Origin of the sequence: Bacteroides sp. 3_1_23 (genome assembly GCF_000162555.1) — a bacterium.
In the GTDB taxonomy this organism is placed as follows: domain Bacteria; phylum Bacteroidota; class Bacteroidia; order Bacteroidales; family Bacteroidaceae; genus Bacteroides; species Bacteroides ovatus.
This window is the reverse complement of sequence record NZ_GG774949.1, coordinates 1,425,088-1,445,558: the sequence shown is the minus strand read 5'-3', so window position 1 is coordinate 1,445,558 and position 20,471 is coordinate 1,425,088. Positions and strand designations below refer to the sequence as shown.

Sequence of the window (20,471 nt, the reverse complement as noted above, 5' to 3'; positions counted from 1 at the left end):
ATACCTTATTATAACGTCACACGAGAATAAGCCGGAAGATCAATAGAACAAAAGTCCTTATCCAGATATTTGAAATATCCGGTAATGGCGATCATAGCTGCATTATCAGTTGTATAACTGAATTTAGGGATAAAAATGTTCCAGCCATATTTCTCGGCATGTTCCCGGAAAGCATTACGCAATCCATTATTTGCAGAAACTCCTCCGGCCACAGCTATTTCATTAATCTTATATTCTTTGGCGGCTTTTCGTAATTTATCCATCAGAATATCCACTACAGTAGCCTCCAATGATGCTGCAAGATCTACTTTATGGTGTTCTATGAAATCAGGATCTTCCTTTAACCAGTCGCGTAATGAATATAAAAAGGAAGTTTTCAATCCGCTGAAGCTGTAATCTAAACCAGGAATATGCGGTTTGCTGAATGTAAAAGCTTTCGGATTTCCCTGACGAGCCAGTTTATCAATGATCGGTCCGCCGGGATAACCAAGTCCCATCACTTTAGAGCATTTATCAATAGCTTCACCTGCGGCATCGTCAATAGTCTGTCCAAGAATCTCCATATCATTATAGGCTTTGACCAGTATGATTTGTGAATTTCCTCCAGATACCAGCAAACAGAGAAATGGGTAAACAGGTTGTCTCTCTTCTTCTCCTTCCGCTTTAATAAAATGAGCTAAAACATGTCCGGTCAAATGATTAACATCAATCATTGGGATGTTTAAAGAACGAGCGAATCCTTTTGCAAAGGAGACTCCAACAAGCAAAGACCCCATCAATCCCGGTCCGCGAGTGAAAGCTACCGCGCTCAACTCTTCTTTGGTGACGCCGGCACGTTTTAATGCTTCATGTACTACCGGTACGATGTTTTGTTGGTGTGCCCGTGAAGCCAACTCGGGTACTACTCCACCGTATGCTTCATGTACGGCTTGACTTGATACCACATTTGACAGCAAATAACCATCCTTGATTACGGCTGCCGATGTATCGTCACAGGAGGATTCAATTCCTAAAATTATTGCACTCATAAGTATTTAAACTATTAAACGGTGCAAAAGTAATCATAAAACTACGATTCGTAACGAACTATTTTATATTTTTGTTCGCAAAATAAAAGTTATCGCATATCAGAACGCTGAAAAAGACTGTACGCTGGGTAGTAGGTATTGTACTGGGAGTATATATCGGGACTATTGTTTTGCTGAATATACCAAACATTCAGCAAGCAATGAGTGTATTTGTAGCTGAAGAACTTTCTGAAGTTTTAAATACAAAGGTAGTGATTGGTAGAATTAATATGGGTCTATTGAACCGTATTATTATTGATGATGTATTGCTTGACGATCAGAGTGGTCAGGAAATGCTCAAAGTCACACGTTTGTCTGCCAAGTTCGATATTATGCCCTTTTTTAAAGGAAAGATATCCATTAGCAGTGTCCAGCTTTTCGGATTTAATATCAATCTCCGGAAAGAGACTCCGGATTCCCCTCCTAATTTTAAGTTTGTTTTGGATGCTTTTGCTTCCAAAGATACCGTGAAGAAAGAAAACTCCCTTGATTTGCGTATTAATTCCATCCTGATTCGTCGTGGAAGGATGTCTTATCATGTGTTGTCGGAAGAAGAAACACCGGGGAAATTTAATGCTAAGCATATTCAGCTTCAAAATATCATCGCTAATATATCGCTGAAGGCATTAAGTAAGGACTCTTTGAATTTAGGGATCAAGCGATTGAGCCTTGATGAAAAAGCATCCGGCTTCTCTTTGAAAAAAATGAGTTTGAAACTGGTTGCCAATAACAAGCAGACAAACATTGATAATTTTACAATAGAATTGCCCGAAACCTCTCTCAAGCTCGATACCATTCATTTGGAGTATGATAGTTTGAAAGCTTTTGACCGTTTTACAGAACAGGTGCATTTCTCTTTCCGTACTTTGCCATCGCAAGTTACTTTAAAAGATATTTCTCCTTTTGTCCCTATCCTCTCGCATTTCAAGGAACCGGTGACGTTGGATATGGAGGTGAAGGGAACTGTGGATCAGTTGACTTGTTCGCATCTGGAGATTACAGCCGATGACCGTCAGTTCCGTCTGCGAGGAGATGTATCGCTTCAGGACTTATCGCGTCCACAAGATGCGTATGTATATGGAACTCTTTCCGAACTTTCGGCCAATACCCGCGGAGTCGGTTTTTTAGTGCGTAATTTGAGTCCTAATTATAATGGAGTTCCTCCTCTTCTCGAACGTTTGGGCAACGTGAGTTTCCAGGGAGAAATTTCGGGATACTTCACGGACTTAGTTACTTATGGACAATTACAAACGAGTCTTGGAAATGTAAAGACCGACTTAAAATTGAGTTCTGATAAGACAAAAGGATTGTTTGCGTATTCCGGAGCTGTCAAAACAGAGGATTTTCAACTAGGTAAATTATTGGATAATGAGGAATTGGGAGAAATTACTTTCAATCTGGATGTACATGGCCGGCATATTGCTGACCACTTGCCTGCCGTAGAATTGAAAGGACTGATTGCTTCGATAGATTATAGCAGATATAGATATGAAAATATCACACTGGACGGAGAATACAAACAAGGCGGATTTAATGGAAAGATTGCGTTGGATGATCCTAATGGCTCTATTTATCTGAATGGAGACGTAAATGTTGCATCCAAAGTTCCTACTTTTAATTTTCTTGCAGTAGTCAATAAAGTACGCCCACATGATTTGAATCTTACGACCAAATATCCTGATGCAGAGTTCTCTTTAAAACTGAAAGCCAATTTTACAGGTGGATCAGTGGATGAGATGATTGGAGAAATCAATGTGGATAGCTTGGAATTTACAGCTCCGGATAAAGCATATTTCATGCAGAATATGAATATCCGGGCAACCAAACAAAATGGAGAAAATCAGCTTAGATTGACTTCCGAATTCCTGAAAGCAAGCATAGAGGGAAAATTCCAATATCACACATTGCCTGCCAGTATTCTGAATATTATGCGGAAATATGTGCCGTCTTTGATATTACCTCCCAAGAAGCCGATTGAAACCCATAATAACTTTTTGTTTGATATACATATATATAATACGGACATTTTATCTACGATATTTGATATACCGTTAACGGTATATACTCATTCTACGTTGAAGGGATATTTTAATGATGCTTTACAACGCTTGCGTGTAGAGGGATATTTTCCCCGTCTGCAATATAAGAACAACTATATTGAGTCAGGTATGATTCTGTGCGAGAATCCGGCAGATCATATTCGTGCACGGGTTCGTCTGACTAATTTGAAAAAGAAAGGAGCAGTCAATCTATCTCTGGATGCACAAGCTAAAGATGACAATGTCAGTACGACTTTGGATTGGGGAAATAATGCTGCAGCAACATATAGCGGGAAATTAGCAGCTGTTGCCAAATTTCTACGTACAAGCGGAGAAAAGTCATTGTTGAAAGCGATGGTGGATGTGAAGCCTACTGATGTTATTTTAAATGATACTCTCTGGAAGATACATCTTTCGCAGGTGGTGGTCGATTCCGGACGAGTGGATGTGAATAATTTCTATTTTAGTCATCAGGATAGGTATGTACGTATTAACGGCCGGCTTTCCGAGAATCCTAAAGATACTGTAAAGGTTGATCTAAAGGATATAAATATGGGATATGTATTTGATATTGCAAGTATATCCGACGATGTAAATTTTGAGGGCGATGCAACAGGAACGGCTTATGCAAGCGGAGTGTTTAAAAAGCCTATCATGAATACCCGTTTATTTATAAAGAATTTCTCACTCAATCACGGTCGTTTGGGTGAACTGGATATATATGGTGAGTGGGATAATGAAAACAGAGGTATCCGGTTGGATGCATCCATTCAGGATATATCTCCTTCTCCGTCGCGTGTCACGGGTATTATTTATCCATTAAAACCCGAGAGCGGACTTGATTTAAATATTGAAGCAAATGAATTGAATCTGAAATTCCTCGAACATTATATGAAGTCTATTGCCAATGATATTAAAGGGCGAGGAACAGGAAAAGTACATTTCTATGGAAAATTTAAAGGATTGAACCTGAATGGTGCGGTTATGACAGATGCATCCATGAATTTTGATATTTTAAACACACATTTTGCGGTAAAAGATACTATTCATTTGGCTCCTACCGGATTGACATTCAATAATATACATATCTCTGATATGGAAGGGCATTCGGGGAGAATGAATGGATATTTGCATTTCCAGCATTTTAAGAACCTAAACTATCGTTTCGAGATACAGGCAAATAATATGCTTGTGATGAACACAAAAGAATCGACAGATATGCCTTTCTATGGTACGGTATATGGTACCGGGAATGTATTGCTCTCTGGAAACGCCATACAGGGGCTCGATGTAAATGTGGCCATGACTACAAATCGAAATACTACCTTTACCTATATTAATGGTAGTGTAGCATCGGCTACTAGCAATCAGTTTATCAAATTCGTGGATAAAACACCTCGTCGTACTATCCAGGATTCTGTTCAAGTAATCTCATATTACGAACAAATACAGCAAAAACGTCAGGAGGAGGAAGAGCAGAAAACAGATATCCGTTTGAATATTCTCGTGGATGCAACTCCCGATGCCACCATGCGAATCATTATGGACCCTATTGCCGGAGATTATATCAGCGGAAAAGGTACGGGAAATATCCGGACGGAATTTTATAATAAGGGCGATGTGAAAATGTTTGGTAATTACCGGATCAATCAAGGAGTATATAAATTTAGTTTGCAGGAAGTGATTCGTAAAGACTTTATTATCAAAGATGGAAGTACAATAACGTTCAATGGTGCACCTTTGGATGCTAACATGGACATACAAGCTTCATATACAGTAAACTCTGCCTCTTTGAATGATTTGATACCGGATGCTTCGGCTATTATACAACAACCCAATGTGCGTGTAAATTGTATCATGAATCTAAGTGGTATGCTGGTACGACCGACTATCAAACTGGGTATTGAGCTTCCGAATGAAAGAGATGAAATACAAACATTGGTACGTAATTATATCAGTACGGAAGAGCAAATGAATATGCAGATTCTTTATTTGCTGGGTATTGGCAAGTTCTATACGGAAGATGCCCGTAATAATAATCAGAATTCGAATGTGATGTCATCGGTGCTCTCATCTACTCTCTCCGGCCAGTTGAACAATGCACTTTCACAGGTCTTTGAAACGAATAACTGGAATATCGGTACGAATTTGAGTACGGGTGATAAGGGTTGGACAGACATGGAAGTAGAAGGTATTTTGTCGGGACAATTATTGAATAACCGTTTATTGATAAACGGAAACTTCGGTTATCGGGATAATCCGATGGCTAATACTAACTTTGTAGGAGACTTTGAAGCAGAATGGCTGATTACCCGTTCGGGAGATATTCGTTTGAAGGCTTATAATGAGACAAATGACCGTTATTACACAAAAACAAACTTGACTACACAAGGTGTAGGTATCATGTATAAAAAGGATTTCAATAAATGGAGTGATCTATATTTCTGGAATAAATGGCGGTTACGCAATAAGCGGAAACGGGAAGAAGCTGAAAAGGTGAAACCGCAACAAACGGACAGCATCACTGATAAAACTGCTAAATCGGCAGTGAAAAGAAAACGTGTACAGGAGCAGTAAAAAATAATAAACGATGACATATCCACCAGGAATTATGTCATCGTTTGTTGTTTGTGAGAATTATGTTTCAGAATTATGCACTTTGACCTATGAAAGGACAGTACCGTTCTCGCCTATGTTTACTACTTTATCTACATCCCCCTTCTCAAGTTCAATTCGATAATATATGCTACCATCTGCTTTTTCAATATACTCCGCTTCGTCAAAACGATATTCTCCATATTGATTATTGAGAGTATTGTTTACTGCTTCAGGCAATTCATTCTGACGTATTTCCCATGAAGTAGAATACCAATTTCCAGTCTGGTTGAACAATACATCTTTTGGGATTCCATTATGAATGATATCTACCTCTGTATATCCAAAATCCCAATCATTTCTATCATCCTCAACGTCTACTTCCATGATTCTTGCATTCGGATACTTTTCATTGATGAAGTTTTTCATAGCTTCAGTCAATTGTACAGGAAGATGTTCGTTGTTATCATCATCAGTGTCTACAATGCTTTTAATCAGAGTTCCATCAGCAGAATAATACAAATCGACCTCCTGATTCTGCTTTTCGACTTCAATTACGAAAACAGTTTCAACGCCTGTCCGTTCCAGTTTGTCTATATCATCCCGCTTCCATGAGGCATATTCGCTGTTCTCAAAAGACATTTTTACTGCTTGTGGTAATGCATTGTAAGGAATGTCCGTTTCTGTCATTTGCCATTTACCATCTTGGGTGAACCATGCAGATGCTTCATATCCGTCATAGAAATCTGCTACATAATATCCAGACTTAGTTTCCCACTTCACATTTGCAGCATTAGGGAATTTGGATGAAAATGCACTTTGAAGTTCGGCAGGAACAGCTATTGAACCATCGTCATCGTTGTCACAACTTTGCAGACTCCATGTGACGCTTAGTGCCAGTAAAAGTGTATAAATCTTTAGTTTCATCTTTGTTCAATTTAAATAGGTTTAGAAATCAATATCAATCAAATTAAATTTCAGGTCAAACTTCAGTTCCGTACGGTTGGACAGTTTTACTTCATAATCTTTCTTATCTCTCTCAATTTTTAGAATTTTAGCATCAGGGTAATTGGTCGTTACGTATTTCTGAATAGCTGCCGGAATAATTGCTGTAGGTACAGAACTATATTTGCAGTTCACTTCTTCCCAGTTGCCTTTGTTGTCAAACTCCACTTTATCGCCATTCGTGAAAATCACTTCATAACTTTTATAAAAGAAATCACTCTCCATTTTGGCTAATGCTACTTTGCTGTCGGCAAAATGCTGTTTGATAAACTGCTGTGCCGGTTGTGGCATTTGAGTTACCTGGATTGGTTTGTCGTCATCTGCACGAGCTACTGTTTGCAAAGTGAAAAGACACACTAATAAGAATACTAACTTTTTCATAATCGTTGTTTTTTAATATTGGTTTTTACTATTATTATTAATTTGATAATGCAAAGATGAGAGGAGAATCTGAAAAGATTTGGGAATTTTGAGAATTTCCGAAAAAAAAATCGAAAAAATATAGTGACGCTATCCGGTTAACATAGCGTCACTATACATAAAGGATACCGTCACCATCCTATAGGGATAGTGTCACTATAATTTCTTCTTGAAATTAGATTCTTTAGGATTCTTTTAAAACTACTAATAGATACATCGCTTATTTTTGCACACACAAATTTGACAATATTCATATTAAACAACCATAAGAACTTTTGTATGACTATGAGAACAAATTATTTTTTATTATTAGCTATTCTATTGGGGATGATCCCTATGAATTACACGCACGCCAATGATTCAATACCTAAGAGCGTGATTCTGTACACACCTTACACAAAAATCTCCGTATCTCCCGGAGCGTCAATTGACTACAGTATTGATCTTATCAACAACACAGACCAGTTGACGAATGCGAATCTTTCTGTCAGCGGATTGTCCGCCAGTTGGAAACACGAAATGAAATCCGGTGGCTGGAGCCTTAGCCAACTATCGGTACTTCCCAAAGAGAAAAAGACTTTCAATTTAAAAGTCGAAGTCCCATTAAAAGTGAATAAAGGTAATTATCACTTTGTGGTATATGCCGGAAACGCCAAACTTCCATTGGATGTGGTGGTTGCTCAAAAAGGAACATACCAGACTGAATTTACTACCGACCAACCCAACATGCAGGGAAATTCCAAATCAACCTTCACTTTCAGTGCCACTTTAAAGAATCAGACTGCCGACCAGCAGCTATATGCTTTGATGGCTAATGCACCCAGAGGTTGGAATGTAGTTTTTAAACCTAACTATAAGCAAGCCACTTCTGCACAAGTGGAAGCCAACAGCACTCAAAATGTAAGTATAGATATTACTCCTCCTGCCAATGTAGAAGCCGGCAGTTACAAAATTCCGGTACGCGCCGCTACAGGTACCACTTCTGCCGAATTGGAACTGGAAGTGGTTGTTACCGGCTCTTATCAAATGGAACTGACTACTCCCCGTGGGTTATTGAGTACAGATGTCACAGCAGGTGATATAAAGAAAATAGAACTGGAAGTCAGAAATACAGGTTCTTCATTACTGAAAGATATTCAGCTGTCTGCTAATAAACCAGCTGACTGGGAAGTAACTTTCGAACCTTCAAAAATCGATGCGCTAAAAGCCGGAGAGACATCAACGGTTATGGCTACTTTGAAAGCTTCTAAAAAAGCATTGCCAGGCGACTATGTGACTACCATCATGGCAAAAACTCCTGAAGTAAATGCAGATGCGCAGTTCAGAGTTGCAGTAAAAACTCCGATGATATGGGGATGGGTAGGCGTTCTTATCATTATTGCCACCATCGGCGTGGTTTACTATCTGTTCCGTAAATATGGAAGGAGGTAAATTATGGGCGAACAAGTGATCGTACTTACCGATTTGACCAAACAATACGGTAATTTCACTGCTGTAGATCATATTCGCCTGAATATCCGGAAAGGAGAAATCTTCGGATTACTGGGACCGAATGGTGCTGGAAAATCAACTACTATCTTAATGATGTTGGGATTGACAGAGCCTACTTCGGGAACAGTTGAAATTTGTGGAATCAATTCTACTACACACCCCATTGAAGTAAAAAGGAAAATTGGGTATTTGCCAGAAGATGTAGGATTCTATGATGATATGACAGGACCGGAGAATTTGATCTATACAGCGCGATTAAATGGTATTTCTGATAAAGAGGCAAAAACCAAGGCTATGGAACTGATGAAGCGGGTAGGCCTTGAAGATCAGTTAGCCAAAAAGACAGGGAAATACTCTCGTGGTATGAGACAGCGGTTGGGATTGGCTGATGTACTTATTAAAAATCCGGAGATTATTATTCTCGATGAGCCGACTTCAGGGATTGACCCTGCAGGTGTTCAGGAATTTATCGAACTGATTCGCTGGTTGAGTAAAGAAGAAGGACTGACAGTGCTTTTCTCTTCCCATCATCTGGATCAGGTACAGAAAGTGTGCGACCGGGTAGGTTTGTTCAGTAATGGCCAATTACTTGCTTTGATCGATATGGCAGAATTGAAAGATAAGAAGCAGGAATTGTCTGATATTTATAACCATTATTTTGAGGAAGGAGGAGAAAGACATGAATAAAGTCAATCATCCTTTTTGGGTTATCGTCAACAAGGAAATTTCCGATCATGTCAAAAGTTGGCGTTTTATTATACTAATAGGTATTATAGCACTTACCTGTATGGGGTCGCTATATACAGCACTCACCAATATTAGTGAAGCCATCAAACCTAATGATCCGGACGGTTCGTTTCTTTTCTTGAAGTTGTTTACGGTTTCAGATGGGACTCTCCCCTCTTTTGTGCTGTTTATTAACTTCTTAGGTCCCCTATTGGGAATCGCTTTGGGATTTGATGCAGTCAATTCCGAACAAAATAAAGGAACATTGAGCCGTATGCTGTCCCAGCCTATTCATCGCGATTGCATTATCAATGCGAAGTTTGTGGCTGCTTTGATTGTGATAGGTATCATGTTGTTTGTATTGGGCTTTCTGGTGATGGGATGTGGGCTGATTGCTATTGGTATTCCTCCTACGGCAGAAGAGTTTTGGAGAATTGTTTTCTTCATCATTACCAGTATCTTTTATGTAGCATTCTGGTTGAATCTGGCTATTCTGTTCTCACTCCGTTTCCGTCAGGCAGCGACTTCTGCCTTAGCATCTGTGGCTGTTTGGCTGTTTTTTAGTGTATTCTATACCATGATTGTTAATTTGGTGGCAAAAGGGTTGAGTCCGTCACAGATGGCATCACCTTATCAGATTATCAGTTATCAGAAGTTTATTCTAGGGTTGATGCGTTTGGCACCGAGTGAACTGTTTAATGAAGCTACCACCACACTATTGATGCCTTCTGTCAGAAGTTTGGGGCCATTGACTATGGAACAGGTACAGGGAGCTATCCCTAGTCCGCTCCCATTGGGACAAAGTCTTTTAGTTGTATGGCCACAGTTGACCGGATTGATTGCGGCAACGGTTATTTGCTTCGCTATTTCTTATATCATGTTTATGAGGAGAGAAATACGATCCCGATAACCTGCTCACTATAAAAGACGCAGAGGACACGGAGAAACAGGTGGATGGATATACCTGACAAATTGGTTTTATGATAACCGACAGGTCGTTCACTTAAAATCCGTGTCCTCTGTGTTTTTCAGATGAATCTTATGATTGGGAAATCTCGAAGCAATGTTCATTCTGCTCGAAGTAATATTTTATATTCAGATGTTGCAAACGACAGATGGAATCGGCTATAGCTAATCCCAGCCCTGTAGATCCTTCTTTTTTGCTACCCTGATAGAAACGTTCGAAGATATGTTCCTTGTTCAGCGGATGTTCCACTCCCGAATTTCGGAAAGTAATGCCGTTCTTAGTAACGGTGATTCGGATATGTCCCCCATCAATATTATGTACAAATGCATTTTTCAGGAGGTTAGTGAGTAAAGCAACAGCCAGGGATTCGTTCATTGTCACCTTGAAAACGCCTTGTTCATCTATCGTGACTTCTATGTTGCGATAATCATAAACTTCTTCGTAATCTTGCAGATATTGTTTGAGAAGTACATTGAGTTCCAATTCTTTGGTATCCGTAAACTGACCATTATCAATCTTGGAAAGCAATAATAGGGACTTGTTTAATTTAGTGATGTATTCTAAAGTCTGATGCGTTTTCATCAGTTCTTCCAGTTGTTTTTCTGATAGCGAATCATCTTCCATCAACATTTCCAATCGATTACGGCAGATAGCAAGTGGAGTTTGTATCTCGTGTGAAGCATTTCCGATAAACTGTTTTTGTTGTTCGAACATCTGCTCCGTACGTTCCACATAACGAATGGCAGCCTCATTTAATTTCCGGAATTCCGTGATTTGAGTATCGTTACTCAAAGGTTTATTTCTTTTTCCTGTTTGATAACCGTCCAGCCAGTGTAGAAGTACATAGAGCGGTCGCATATTCCGGTAAAATACCCATACGGAAATGATAATAATGCAGAATAATAAAGCTACATATAGAAATATAATCCACACCTGGATGGCATCTCTCAAATCATCTTTTTCAATGCTGGGGGTCGATACTGTCAGTTCGTGGTATCGTCCTTCATCATCTTTAAAGATAGTAGTAAGAATACGTGCCGGCTCGGTCTCTCCTTTTTCTTCAATGTATACCATAGAGTCTTTATACTGAATATCCTCCCGGCTTTCCGCATACTCTTTGCTTACTTCCATCATATAATATTGATTGTTGGAGCCATTGGTTTTAGAAGGTAGCTCCTCTCCTGCCAATGCCCGGATAATGATGGTTTCCGAATAATCTTCCAAAGCATCATCCACTTCATCGTTGACTTCATCGATCATCGTAACATAAAAAAAGATAGCCCAGACCGTCAGTATGAGGGTCAGAGCAAGAGTAATACGAAGAATGATGTAATATATTAATTTCATGGACAATAATTTCTTTCTTTTTTATTCTACTATCATTTTATACCCAAATCCATAGACTGCTTTAATTTCAATAGTTGCACCGGAATCTTTGAGCTTTTTGCGAAGATTCTTGATTTGTGCATATATGAAGTCAAAATTATCGACCTGATCGATATGGTCTCCCCACACTGATTCGGCCAAAGTGTTTTTATTGATTAATCTCCCAGGGCGATTGATAAAATATAACAGGATATCATATTCTTTTCTATTTAGTTCCACTTCCTGCTCGTTGACAAATACACGATATTTATCCGGTTCTATCCGTACGTTGCCTTGGCGGATATCAATCTCTCCATCATGCTGATGGCGACGAATCACGCTTTTAATTCGTGCATTTAGTTCAACCAAATGAAATGGCTTTGGCAAATAATCGTCCGCTCCCAGTTCTAATCCCAAAACTTTGTCTTCCAGAGAGTCTTTCGCGGAAATAATAATCACGTTCTCCCGCTTATGGAGAGCTTTCAGTCGTTCAAGAAGATCAAGTCCGCTTCCGTCCGGTAGCATGATGTCCAATAAGATACAATCATAGTCGTAATCTTCAATTTTGCGTAGAGCAGAATTGAAGTCACTGGCTGTTTCTACAACGTAACGTTCTTTTTCAAGTGAACATTGAATCAGTTCTCTCAAAGAGGGTTCGTCTTCTACAATCAATATCTTCATAATTTTGTCTCCTTTCTTTTTTACATACTACAAAGAAAAGGGATATTTCTGAAATAAAACTGAAATGGATTGAAAAAAGAGCTTGAAATAACTATTGAATGTCTAATGAACTGTTAGGATAGGCCATAAATAATATAATATGGAAGGAAAAAAAGAAAAGGATGAAAACGATTCAATCGCTTTCATCCTTTTTATAATGATATACAATTTCTATTTAATAAGAACGTGCAAATATGACACGGCAAGCAGATGGTTTACCTGTAACCATACATTTACCCGGTTCTTTGTCGCCCGGAACAAATGAATCGAACGGAATACAACGAATAGTTGCTTTGGTTTCTTCCTTAATCTTTTCTTCTGTTTCGGTAGTTCCGTCCCAATGAGCCAGAATAAATCCGCCTTCTTCGATTTTTTCTTTAAATTCGTCATAGGTGTCTACTGTTGTAATCTTGGAGTTACGGTAGTCCAATGCTTTCTTGTAGATATTAGCTTGCATTTCTTCAAGCAAATTCTGAACGTATGTTTCAATGCCTTCACAAGTAACCGTTTCTTTTTCCAGTGTATCACGGCGCATCACTTCCATAGTGTTGTTTTCAAGATCGCGACCACCCATAACCAAACGAACAGGTACACCCTTCAATTCATAATCAGCGAATTTGAAGCCCGGGCGTTTGTTATCTGCATTATCATATTTCACAGAGATACCCAATGCTTTCAACTTAGCTACAATGCCTTCTACTTTAGCGTCAATTTGTTTCAGTTGTTCGTCATTCTTATAGATAGGAACGATTACTACCTGAATCGGAGCCAAATGTGGAGGTAATACCAATCCGTTGTCATCCGAGTGAGTCATAATCAATGCACCCATCAAACGAGTAGAAACACCCCATGAAGTAGCCCAAACATACTCCAACTTGTTTTCCTTGTTAACGAACTGAACATCGAATGCCTTTGCAAAGTTTTGTCCCAGGAAGTGGGAAGTACCACTTTGCAATGCTTTTCCGTCCTGCATCATGGCTTCTATTGTGTAAGTGTCAAGTGCACCTGCAAAACGTTCATTGGCTGATTTCACTCCCTTTACAACGGGAACAGCCATATATTTTTCTGCAAATTCACCATATACATTCAACATTCTGATTGCTTCTTCCTCTGCTTCTTCACGGGTAGCATGAGCGGTATGTCCCTCTTGCCACAGGAATTCGGCAGTACGCAGGAAAAGACGGGTACGCATTTCCCAACGGAAAACATTCGCCCATTGGTTGCAGAGAATAGGCAGGTCACGGTATGACTGAATCCAGTTCTTATAAGTATTCCAGATGATTGTTTCTGATGTCGGACGGATAATCAATTCCTCTTCCAATTTAGCTGCAGGATCTACTACAACTCCTGAACCGTCTTCCGCATTCTTCAAACGATAATGTGTTACTACGGCACACTCTTTCGCAAACCCTTCTACGTGTTCTGCTTCGCGGCTTAAGAATGATTTCGGGATTAATAGCGGGAAGTATGCATTTACGTGTCCTGTTTCCTTGAACATGTCGTCCAATTGACGTTGCATTTTCTCCCAGATAGCGTATCCGTAAGGCTTAATCACCATACATCCGCGCACAGCAGACTGTTCTGCCAAATCAGCTTTTACCACCAAATCGTTATACCACTGTGAGTAGTTTTCACTACGTTTGGTAAGGTCTTTCAGTTCTTTTGCCATTATATTTTTCTATTTAAAGTTTTCTTGAGTGTTAAAACAGGGTGCAAAAATACGAAAAATGCATGAACTGCCCTATTCTTCATGCATTAATTTTCTAAAGTCATGTACTTCTATATTACATATCTCATTTTTCATATTCGTTATATAGTTGCATCCGCGACTGTGCTTGTTCAGCATAGCGCTTTTTTGAGAACTAAAGGCACTATGATCCGATGAAAAGGTTTTACACAAAAGAAATAAGCCTTTCCTACCCAATTATGGTATTTTACTAATGTGGTAACCTCAATCATTTGTTTTCCTGTTTCCAATGGCGTAATGAAAATATCGACATAAAACAATAAATGTTTATCGTCTTTTCTCATAATTGCTTCTTGCTTGTCTTCCTCTATAATAAGTTCTTCACTTTCAATAGCTTTAGTTTCTATACCGAAAGGTTTGACTAAACAGGCCCTTATTGCATACAACATTCGGAGCCAAGCGGGGTTATGAGCAAAGACTTTTAAAATAATATCTTTAGGAGACAAACGATTTTCTGTAACTTCTATGGAAAAACTGTCACTGTAATCTACGGGGAGATATTTCTCTATTTTCTTAGCCATATTGGTTATTCAATTAGGGTTATTCTACAATATGTTCAGTTTAGGTTTCGTCCGATAATAGATAAAACCATAGAAAAGGGGGCTTGAAAAATAAAAAATCAGGCAGTTTTTTTTAAGATAACCACCTGATTTTCAAAAGAGCGGTAAACGAGGCTCGAACTCGCGACCCCCAGCTTGGGAAGCTAGTGCTCTACCAACTGAGCTATTACCGCATATTTACTGCATTTCTCGACTCAAAAGCCTTATGAAATGGTGATGCAAAGGTAAACATAATTTTTATATCTCAAATAAAATCGCAGAAATTTTAATGCAAGAAAAAAGAGAAATTAAAGCCTCTTCAATTCTTTTGTTTTGATGAAAAACAACCGGATATGAAAAAACGCATATTAGTAGCCCGTATAATTAAAAATATACAGATTGGCGATAGTCGCTATAGAAAAAATTCCAGGATTTCCGGTTAATAAGATTCAGATATAAACTATTTTAGTGAATAATCTATCACTAGGTTCTAAATAGAGAATGAATATTGAATATGTGAGAACAAAGTTGCTTATATTATTTCAAATTGACAGATTTAGTTTCTAGCAAAATAAATAAGATTTAGAGACAAACTGGTACTTTATGGGCTGTTTGGTAGCTTTCTTTTAAAGGGAGAACACGCTTCTCACCGACCAACGGTTGGTTCCATTTAAAGGAACAGAGCTTTTCCTTTAAAGAAACAACTCCAATATGCATTTATATTTTGTATAATCAAGTAGTTTATATCCATTAATAACACGCTTATTGCATATACTTGCATTATTTTATGCATCATTTTTTCTATCTGATAGAAATGATACAAACGTGATTCAAAGAGAAGATGAAAAATAGAACATCTTATAAAAAAGCGTTGAAACCTTCTTTTGTTGTATTGCTATATTCTTTCTGATGAACAAACCTCTCTTTTCATCTGTTAGAATATCTCAAATTCAGATATAACCTAACCAGTATGAAAAAAAATAAGCGACTTTGTATACTATTGACTTTGTATTTTTCCATCGGTCAGATAGATGCACAGATACCATTAAGTTTCGAAGAATCACTGCATCTGTTGAATCAAGGAAATCAGAGTCTGAAAATAGCGGATAAGAGTATTGAGATTGCGAAGGCTGAACGTGATAAGTTGAATGCTTTTTGGTATCCCAGTCTTCAGTCTACAGGTGCGTTTGTACACATGTCGGAGAAGATCGAAGTTAAACAGCCTTTATCGCAGTTTACCGATCCGGCTAAAGACTTTGTACATTCCATTATTCCGGATGACCAGATCATTTCGTCTATACTGGATCAAATTGGGGCAAATACCCTTATATTTCCTTTGACTCCAAGAAATTTGACAACTGTTGATTTATCAGCCGAGTGGGTACTCTTTTCCGGTGGTAAGCGTTTTCATGCCACCAACATCGGAAGAACGATGGTTGATCTGGCACGGGAAAGTCGGGCACAGGTATCGGCCAATCAGCAAAGTTTATTGGTTGAAAGCTATTACGGGCTTCGACTGGCACAACAAATTGTGACGGTTCGTGAAGAAACCTACAACGGATTGAAGAAACATTATGAAAATGCCTTGAAGTTAGAGGCAGCAGGAATGATTGACAAAGCAGGAAGGCTTTTTGCCCAGGTAAATATGGATGAAGCCAAACGTGCATTGGAAGCTGCGCGAAAAGAAGAAACAGTAGTGCAAAGTGCCTTAAAGGTTTTGCTGAATAAAAAGGATGCAGATGCCAATATCATTCCTACCTCTCCCCTTTTTATGAATGATTCATTGCCACCTAAAATGCTATTTGATCTTTCAGTAAACAGTGGGAACTATACACTCAACCAATTACAGCTGCAGCAGCATATTGCCAAACAAGAAGTGCGGATTGCTCAAAGCGGCTATTTGCCGAATATAGCCCTTTTTGGAAAACAGACCTTGTATTCGCATGGTATTCAGAGTAATTTATTACCGCGTACCATGGTAGGCATTGGTTTTACATGGAACCTCTTTGACGGACTGGATCGTGAAAAAAGAGTGCGGCAATCGAAATTAACGGAACAAACTCTGGCTTTAGGGCAGATGAAAGCCCGTGATGATCTGGCTGTTGGGGTAGATAAGCTTTATACGCAGCTGGAAAAGGCACAGGATAATGTAAAAGCTTTAAATGCAACGATTGCCTTAAGTGAAGAATTGGTACGCATCCGAAAGAAATCATTTACAGAAGGGATGGCAACTTCTACCGAAGTTATTGATGCTGAAACCATGCTTGCCAGTGTAAAAGTGGCTCGTCTGGCAGCATATTATGAATATGATGTGGCACTAATGAATCTACTCTCGCTTTGTGGCACACCGGAACAATTTGCAAACTATCAACCTAAACCGTAACAAACAATGAAACCAACTAGTAAAACCCTATCATGGGCTTTTGTCATCATTCTTCTGGCTGTCGGTATTTTCACCGGCTTGGGAGTTATATTAATGCATAAACAGCCGCTGGTCTTGCAAGGACAAGCTGAAGCAACAGAAATCCGTATCAGTGGGAAACTTCCCGGCCGTATCGACACTTTCTTCGTTCAGGAGGGAGACTGGGTACACCGGGGAGATACTCTTGTCGTCATTAATAGCCCTGAAGTACATGCCAAGTATCAACAAGTGAATGCCTTGGAACAGGTGGCAGTACAACAGAACAAGAAAATAGATGCCGGAACCCGTCGTCAGATCGTGGCTACTGCACTGCAATTATGGAATAAAACGAAGAGCGATCTTACTCTCGCCCAGACAACTTACAACCGTATTCTTACTTTATATAAGGACAGTGTCATTACTTCTCAAAGAAAGGATGAAGTAGAAGCTATGTATAAAGCGGCTGTAGCAGCCGAACGTGCTGCCTATGAACAGTATCAGATGGCTGTAGATGGTGCACAAAAAGAAGATAAAGCGTCTGCTGCCAGCATGGTGGATGCTGCTCGAAGCACAGTGGATGAAGTCTCGGCTTTGCTGGTCGATGCTCGGTTGACCGCTCCGGAAAACGGTCAGATAGCAACAATCTTCCCTAAACGTGGAGAGTTGGTTGCACCGGGAACTCCCATTATGAATTTGGTGGTGATGGATGATATACATGTTGTTCTTAACGTGCGTGAAGATCTGATGCCGCAATTTAAAATGGACGAAACATTTGTTGCGGATGTGCCCGCTATCGGTAAAAAAAATATTGAATTCAAAATCTATTATATTAGTCCGCTAGGCAGTTTTGCTACCTGGAAATCAACCAAGCAAACCGGAAGTTATGACTTACGTACCTTTGAGATTCATGCCCGTCCAACCCAAAAGGTGGATGACTTGCGTCCCGGCATGTCCGTGTTATTGACTTTAGATTAATCGACATCAAATAAACCAGAGAATGGATGAATCACAAACATATTCCCCTTTTCGTTCCGTACTGCTCAGAGAGTGGTGGCGAATGACTTCACGGCGCCTTTATTTTGGTGTCTGCATTGTCTTGCCATTGTTCACCCTTTTCTTTATGGCTACGATCTTTGGTAACGGACAGATGGAAAACATTCCTATTGGTATTGTCGATCAGGATAATACTGCTACTTCCCGGACGATAGTCAGGAATATTTCTGCCGTACCAACTTTTAAAGTGACAAAGCATTTTGTAAATGAAGCAGCTGCCCGTGAATCTGTGCAAAAGAAAGAGATTTATGGATATCTTTCCATACCTCCCCAATTTGAACAGAATGCGATTACCGGAAAGAATGCAACACTCTCCTACTATTATCATTATGCATTAATGTCGGTAGGTGGTGAGTTGATGGCGGCATTCGAAACTTCCTTAGCTCCGGTGGCTCTTTCTCCTGTGGTGATGCAAGCGATGGCACTCGGAGTAGAACAGGATCAGATTACCACCTTTTTATTACCCGTACAAGCTAATAACCATCCGATATATAACCCTAGTCTGGATTATTCGGTATATTTAAGTCAGCCCTTTTTCTTTGTGCTGTTTCAGGTTTTGATTCTGTTGATTACCGTGTATGCGGTTGGCATTGAAATCAAGTTCCGCACAGCAGATGATTGGCTGGCGACTGCAAAAGGCAATATAGTGACAGCTGTTTTAGGTAAATTATTACCTTATACCATTATATATATACTGATAGGATGGTTGGCTAATTACGTCATGTTTGGTATTTTGCATATTCCTTTTCAGGGGAGTTGGTGGTTAATGAATATCATGACTGTGCTTTTCATCATTGCAACACAGGCTTTAGGGCTGTTTTTATTCTCGCTGTTTCCGGCAATATCGTTGGTTATAAGTGTAGTTTCTATGGTAGGTTCTCTGGGGGCTACTTTGTCCGGAGTAACCTTTCCGGTTCCCAATATGTATCCGTTGGTGAGGGATGCTTCCAATTTGTTCCCTGTCCGTCATTTTACGGAAATGATGCAAACCATGCTCTATGGAGGCGGTGGGTTTATCCATCTTTGGCCGTCGGCTGTGATACTCTGTATCTTCCCGTTGCTGGCCCTGTCGCTGCTTCCTCATTTAAAACGAGCTATAGAAAGTCATAAGTATGAAAACATTAAGTAAGTTACAACAGTTGTCATTCATCATTCGTCGTGAATTTCTAGCTATCAGTACCAGTTATGCGGTTTTACTGGTGTTGATGGGAGGAATCTTCGTTTACGGGTTGCTCTACAATTATATGTATGCACCGAATATTGTAACCGATGTACCTGTTGCCGTAGTCGACAATTCGCACAGTGAATTGAGCCGTGATTTTATCCGTTGGCTGGATGCTACTCCCCAAGCAGAGATTTTTAGTCAGGCTATGGACTATCACGAAGCAAAAGAATGGATGAAAGAAGGCAAAGTACAGGGAATACTCTACCTGCCTCATGATTTTGAGGAACGGGTGTTCCGGGGAGATGAAGCCGTATTTTCCCTTTATGCAACTACTGATGCCTTCTTGTATTTCGAAGCTTTGCAAGGTGCTTCTTCACGTGTCATGCTGGCTATTAATGATAAATACCGGCCAGATGAAGCAGTGTTTCTTCCACCACAAGGATTGCTCGCCGTAGCTATGGCGAAACCGATCAATGTGGAAGGCACTGCACTCTACAATTATACCGAAGGATATGGTTCCTATCTTATTCCGGCAGTCATGATGATTATAATTTTCCAGACCTTGCTGATGGTTATTGGTATGGTGACCGGAGAAGAATACAGTAGTAAAGGAATCCGTGCATATACTCCTTTGGGGTATGGCTGGGGAGTTGCTATTCGTATAGTGGCAGGAAAAACGTCCGTGTACTGTACTCTTTATGCCATCTTTGCCTTTTTTCTATTAGGCTTGCTCCCTCACTTTTTCAGCATCCCCAATATTGGAAACGGATTGTACATCGTACTATTATTGATTCCATATTTGATGGCAACTTCTTTCTTGGGATTGGCTGCATCCAGGTATTTTACGGATTCTGAAGCTCCCCTACTCATGATCGCCTTCTTCTCCGTAGGATTAATCTTTCTTTCCGGCGTTTCCTATCCAATGGAACTAATGCCCTGGTATTGGAAAGTAGTCCATTACATTTTCCCAGCTGCACCAGGCACACTCGCTTTTGTGAAACTGAATTCTATGGGAGCCAGTATGGCTGATATCAGACCGGAATATATAACTCTCTGGATACAGGCACTTATTTATTTTACAATAAGTATATGGGTCTATAAGAAGAAACTGGAATCAAATCTGATTAGTTAAATTAACAAAAACAAAACATGCGCTAATTATAACATATAG

Annotated in this window: 15 protein-coding genes and 1 tRNA gene; 8 read left to right on the top strand and 8 right to left on the bottom strand. The window is 39.5% G+C overall.

What is annotated here, in order from left to right:
- Positions 1 to 8 precede the first annotated feature (8 nt).
- Positions 9 to 1,028 carry a tRNA (adenosine(37)-N6)-threonylcarbamoyltransferase complex transferase subunit TsaD gene (gene tsaD / locus HMPREF9010_RS18935; RefSeq protein ID WP_004306076.1) on the bottom strand — a complete coding sequence of 340 codons (1,020 nt, stop codon included), beginning with the start codon at positions 1,026 to 1,028 and terminating at the stop codon, positions 9 to 11.
- A 200-nt stretch (positions 1,029 to 1,228) separates the two neighbouring features.
- On the opposite strand from tsaD, the gene HMPREF9010_RS18940 reads away from it, so the two are divergent.
- Positions 1,229 to 5,683 (top strand): translocation/assembly module TamB, encoded by a 4,455-nt coding sequence (locus HMPREF9010_RS18940; RefSeq protein ID WP_008647532.1) that lies wholly within the window; start codon positions 1,229 to 1,231, stop codon positions 5,681 to 5,683.
- Between the two features lie 87 nt (positions 5,684 to 5,770).
- On the opposite strand, the gene HMPREF9010_RS18945 is transcribed toward HMPREF9010_RS18940, so the two are convergent.
- Entirely contained in the window at positions 5,771 to 6,628 is an 858-nt protein-coding gene (locus HMPREF9010_RS18945; RefSeq protein WP_008647531.1) for a PepSY-like domain-containing protein, read from the bottom strand.
- Positions 6,629 to 6,649: 21 nt separating this feature from the next.
- On the bottom strand, positions 6,650 to 7,087 hold the full coding sequence (locus HMPREF9010_RS18950) for a PepSY-like domain-containing protein (RefSeq protein ID WP_004306079.1): 438 nt from the start codon (positions 7,085 to 7,087) through the stop codon (positions 6,650 to 6,652).
- Between the two features lie 318 nt (positions 7,088 to 7,405).
- Between HMPREF9010_RS18950 and HMPREF9010_RS18955 the strand changes: the two genes are divergently transcribed.
- Genes HMPREF9010_RS18955 through HMPREF9010_RS18965 form a run of 3 tightly spaced genes read left to right on the top strand, consistent with a single transcriptional unit; the run spans position 7,406 to position 10,253 of the window.
- Entirely contained in the window at positions 7,406 to 8,557 is a 1,152-nt protein-coding gene (locus HMPREF9010_RS18955) for an NEW3 domain-containing protein (protein WP_004306080.1), read from the top strand.
- A 3-nt stretch (positions 8,558 to 8,560) separates the two neighbouring features.
- Positions 8,561 to 9,304, top strand: coding sequence for an ABC transporter ATP-binding protein (locus tag HMPREF9010_RS18960; protein WP_004295990.1), 744 nt, complete (start codon positions 8,561 to 8,563; stop codon positions 9,302 to 9,304).
- Entirely contained in the window at positions 9,297 to 10,253 is a 957-nt protein-coding gene (locus HMPREF9010_RS18965; RefSeq protein WP_004295992.1) for an ABC transporter permease, read from the top strand. The genes HMPREF9010_RS18960 and HMPREF9010_RS18965 overlap by 8 nt, the downstream gene beginning before the upstream one ends.
- A 129-nt stretch (positions 10,254 to 10,382) precedes the next feature.
- On the opposite strand, the gene HMPREF9010_RS18970 is transcribed toward HMPREF9010_RS18965, so the two are convergent.
- The 5 genes from HMPREF9010_RS18970 to HMPREF9010_RS18990 all read right to left on the bottom strand — a co-directional run bounded on the left by HMPREF9010_RS18970 (position 10,383) and on the right by HMPREF9010_RS18990 (position 14,875).
- Positions 10,383 to 11,657 (bottom strand): sensor histidine kinase, encoded by a 1,275-nt coding sequence (locus HMPREF9010_RS18970; RefSeq protein ID WP_004295993.1) that lies wholly within the window; start codon positions 11,655 to 11,657, stop codon positions 10,383 to 10,385.
- Positions 11,658 to 11,678: 21 nt separating this feature from the next.
- Positions 11,679 to 12,356 (bottom strand): response regulator transcription factor, encoded by a 678-nt coding sequence (locus tag HMPREF9010_RS18975; RefSeq protein WP_004295994.1) that lies wholly within the window; start codon positions 12,354 to 12,356, stop codon positions 11,679 to 11,681.
- Positions 12,357 to 12,570: 214 nt separating this feature from the next.
- The gene (proS, locus tag HMPREF9010_RS18980; RefSeq protein ID WP_007752799.1) at positions 12,571 to 14,064 is read right to left on the bottom strand and encodes a proline--tRNA ligase; all 1,494 of its coding nucleotides are present in this window, start codon (positions 14,062 to 14,064) and stop codon (positions 12,571 to 12,573) included.
- A gap of 170 nt (positions 14,065 to 14,234) precedes the next feature.
- Positions 14,235 to 14,663 carry a DUF2867 domain-containing protein gene (locus tag HMPREF9010_RS18985; protein ID WP_008647529.1) on the bottom strand — a complete coding sequence of 143 codons (429 nt, stop codon included), beginning with the start codon at positions 14,661 to 14,663 and terminating at the stop codon, positions 14,235 to 14,237.
- Between the two features lie 139 nt (positions 14,664 to 14,802).
- A tRNA-Gly gene (locus HMPREF9010_RS18990) sits at positions 14,803 to 14,875 on the bottom strand.
- 776 nt (positions 14,876 to 15,651) lie between these two features.
- On the opposite strand from HMPREF9010_RS18990, the gene HMPREF9010_RS18995 reads away from it, so the two are divergent.
- The 4 genes from HMPREF9010_RS18995 to HMPREF9010_RS0124100 are packed head-to-tail and all read left to right on the top strand — an operon-like array spanning position 15,652 to position 20,432.
- On the top strand, positions 15,652 to 17,064 hold the full coding sequence (locus HMPREF9010_RS18995; protein WP_009041125.1) for a TolC family protein: 1,413 nt from the start codon (positions 15,652 to 15,654) through the stop codon (positions 17,062 to 17,064).
- A gap of 6 nt (positions 17,065 to 17,070) precedes the next feature.
- Entirely contained in the window at positions 17,071 to 18,057 is a 987-nt protein-coding gene (locus tag HMPREF9010_RS19000) for an HlyD family secretion protein (protein ID WP_004296000.1), read from the top strand.
- Positions 18,058 to 18,079: 22 nt separating this feature from the next.
- The gene (locus tag HMPREF9010_RS0124105) at positions 18,080 to 19,264 is read left to right on the top strand and encodes an ABC transporter permease (RefSeq protein ID WP_004312435.1); all 1,185 of its coding nucleotides are present in this window, start codon (positions 18,080 to 18,082) and stop codon (positions 19,262 to 19,264) included.
- Positions 19,248 to 20,432: an ABC transporter permease gene (locus HMPREF9010_RS0124100; RefSeq protein WP_004296002.1), complete on the top strand. Its 1,185-nt coding sequence runs from the start codon at positions 19,248 to 19,250 to the stop codon at positions 20,430 to 20,432. Before HMPREF9010_RS0124105 ends, HMPREF9010_RS0124100 begins: the two co-directional genes overlap by 17 nt.
- The last annotated feature ends 39 nt before the right edge of the window (positions 20,433 to 20,471 follow it).

What these genes read in the sequence shown, in the direction of transcription:
- tsaD (WP_004306076.1), bottom strand. Translation starts at nt 1,028, where the DNA reads ATGAGTGCAATAATTTTAGGAATTGAATCCTCCTGTGACGATACATCG.
- HMPREF9010_RS18960 (WP_004295990.1), top strand. Translation starts at nt 8,561, where the DNA reads ATGGGCGAACAAGTGATCGTACTTACCGATTTGACCAAACAATACGGT.
- HMPREF9010_RS18970 (WP_004295993.1), bottom strand. Translation starts at nt 11,657, where the DNA reads ATGAAATTAATATATTACATCATTCTTCGTATTACTCTTGCTCTGACC.
- proS (WP_007752799.1), bottom strand. Translation starts at nt 14,064, where the DNA reads ATGGCAAAAGAACTGAAAGACCTTACCAAACGTAGTGAAAACTACTCA.
- HMPREF9010_RS18975 (WP_004295994.1), bottom strand. Translation starts at nt 12,356, where the DNA reads ATGAAGATATTGATTGTAGAAGACGAACCCTCTTTGAGAGAACTGATT.
- HMPREF9010_RS18940 (WP_008647532.1), top strand. Translation starts at nt 1,229, where the DNA reads ATGAGTGTATTTGTAGCTGAAGAACTTTCTGAAGTTTTAAATACAAAG.
- HMPREF9010_RS18945 (WP_008647531.1), bottom strand. Translation starts at nt 6,628, where the DNA reads ATGAAACTAAAGATTTATACACTTTTACTGGCACTAAGCGTCACATGG.
- HMPREF9010_RS19000 (WP_004296000.1), top strand. Translation starts at nt 17,071, where the DNA reads ATGAAACCAACTAGTAAAACCCTATCATGGGCTTTTGTCATCATTCTT.
- HMPREF9010_RS18950 (WP_004306079.1), bottom strand. Translation starts at nt 7,087, where the DNA reads ATGAAAAAGTTAGTATTCTTATTAGTGTGTCTTTTCACTTTGCAAACA.
- HMPREF9010_RS0124105 (WP_004312435.1), top strand. Translation starts at nt 18,080, where the DNA reads ATGGATGAATCACAAACATATTCCCCTTTTCGTTCCGTACTGCTCAGA.
- HMPREF9010_RS0124100 (WP_004296002.1), top strand. Translation starts at nt 19,248, where the DNA reads ATGAAAACATTAAGTAAGTTACAACAGTTGTCATTCATCATTCGTCGT.
- HMPREF9010_RS18955 (WP_004306080.1), top strand. Translation starts at nt 7,406, where the DNA reads ATGACTATGAGAACAAATTATTTTTTATTATTAGCTATTCTATTGGGG.
- HMPREF9010_RS18995 (WP_009041125.1), top strand. Translation starts at nt 15,652, where the DNA reads ATGAAAAAAAATAAGCGACTTTGTATACTATTGACTTTGTATTTTTCC.
- HMPREF9010_RS18965 (WP_004295992.1), top strand. Translation starts at nt 9,297, where the DNA reads ATGAATAAAGTCAATCATCCTTTTTGGGTTATCGTCAACAAGGAAATT.
- HMPREF9010_RS18985 (WP_008647529.1), bottom strand. Translation starts at nt 14,663, where the DNA reads ATGGCTAAGAAAATAGAGAAATATCTCCCCGTAGATTACAGTGACAGT.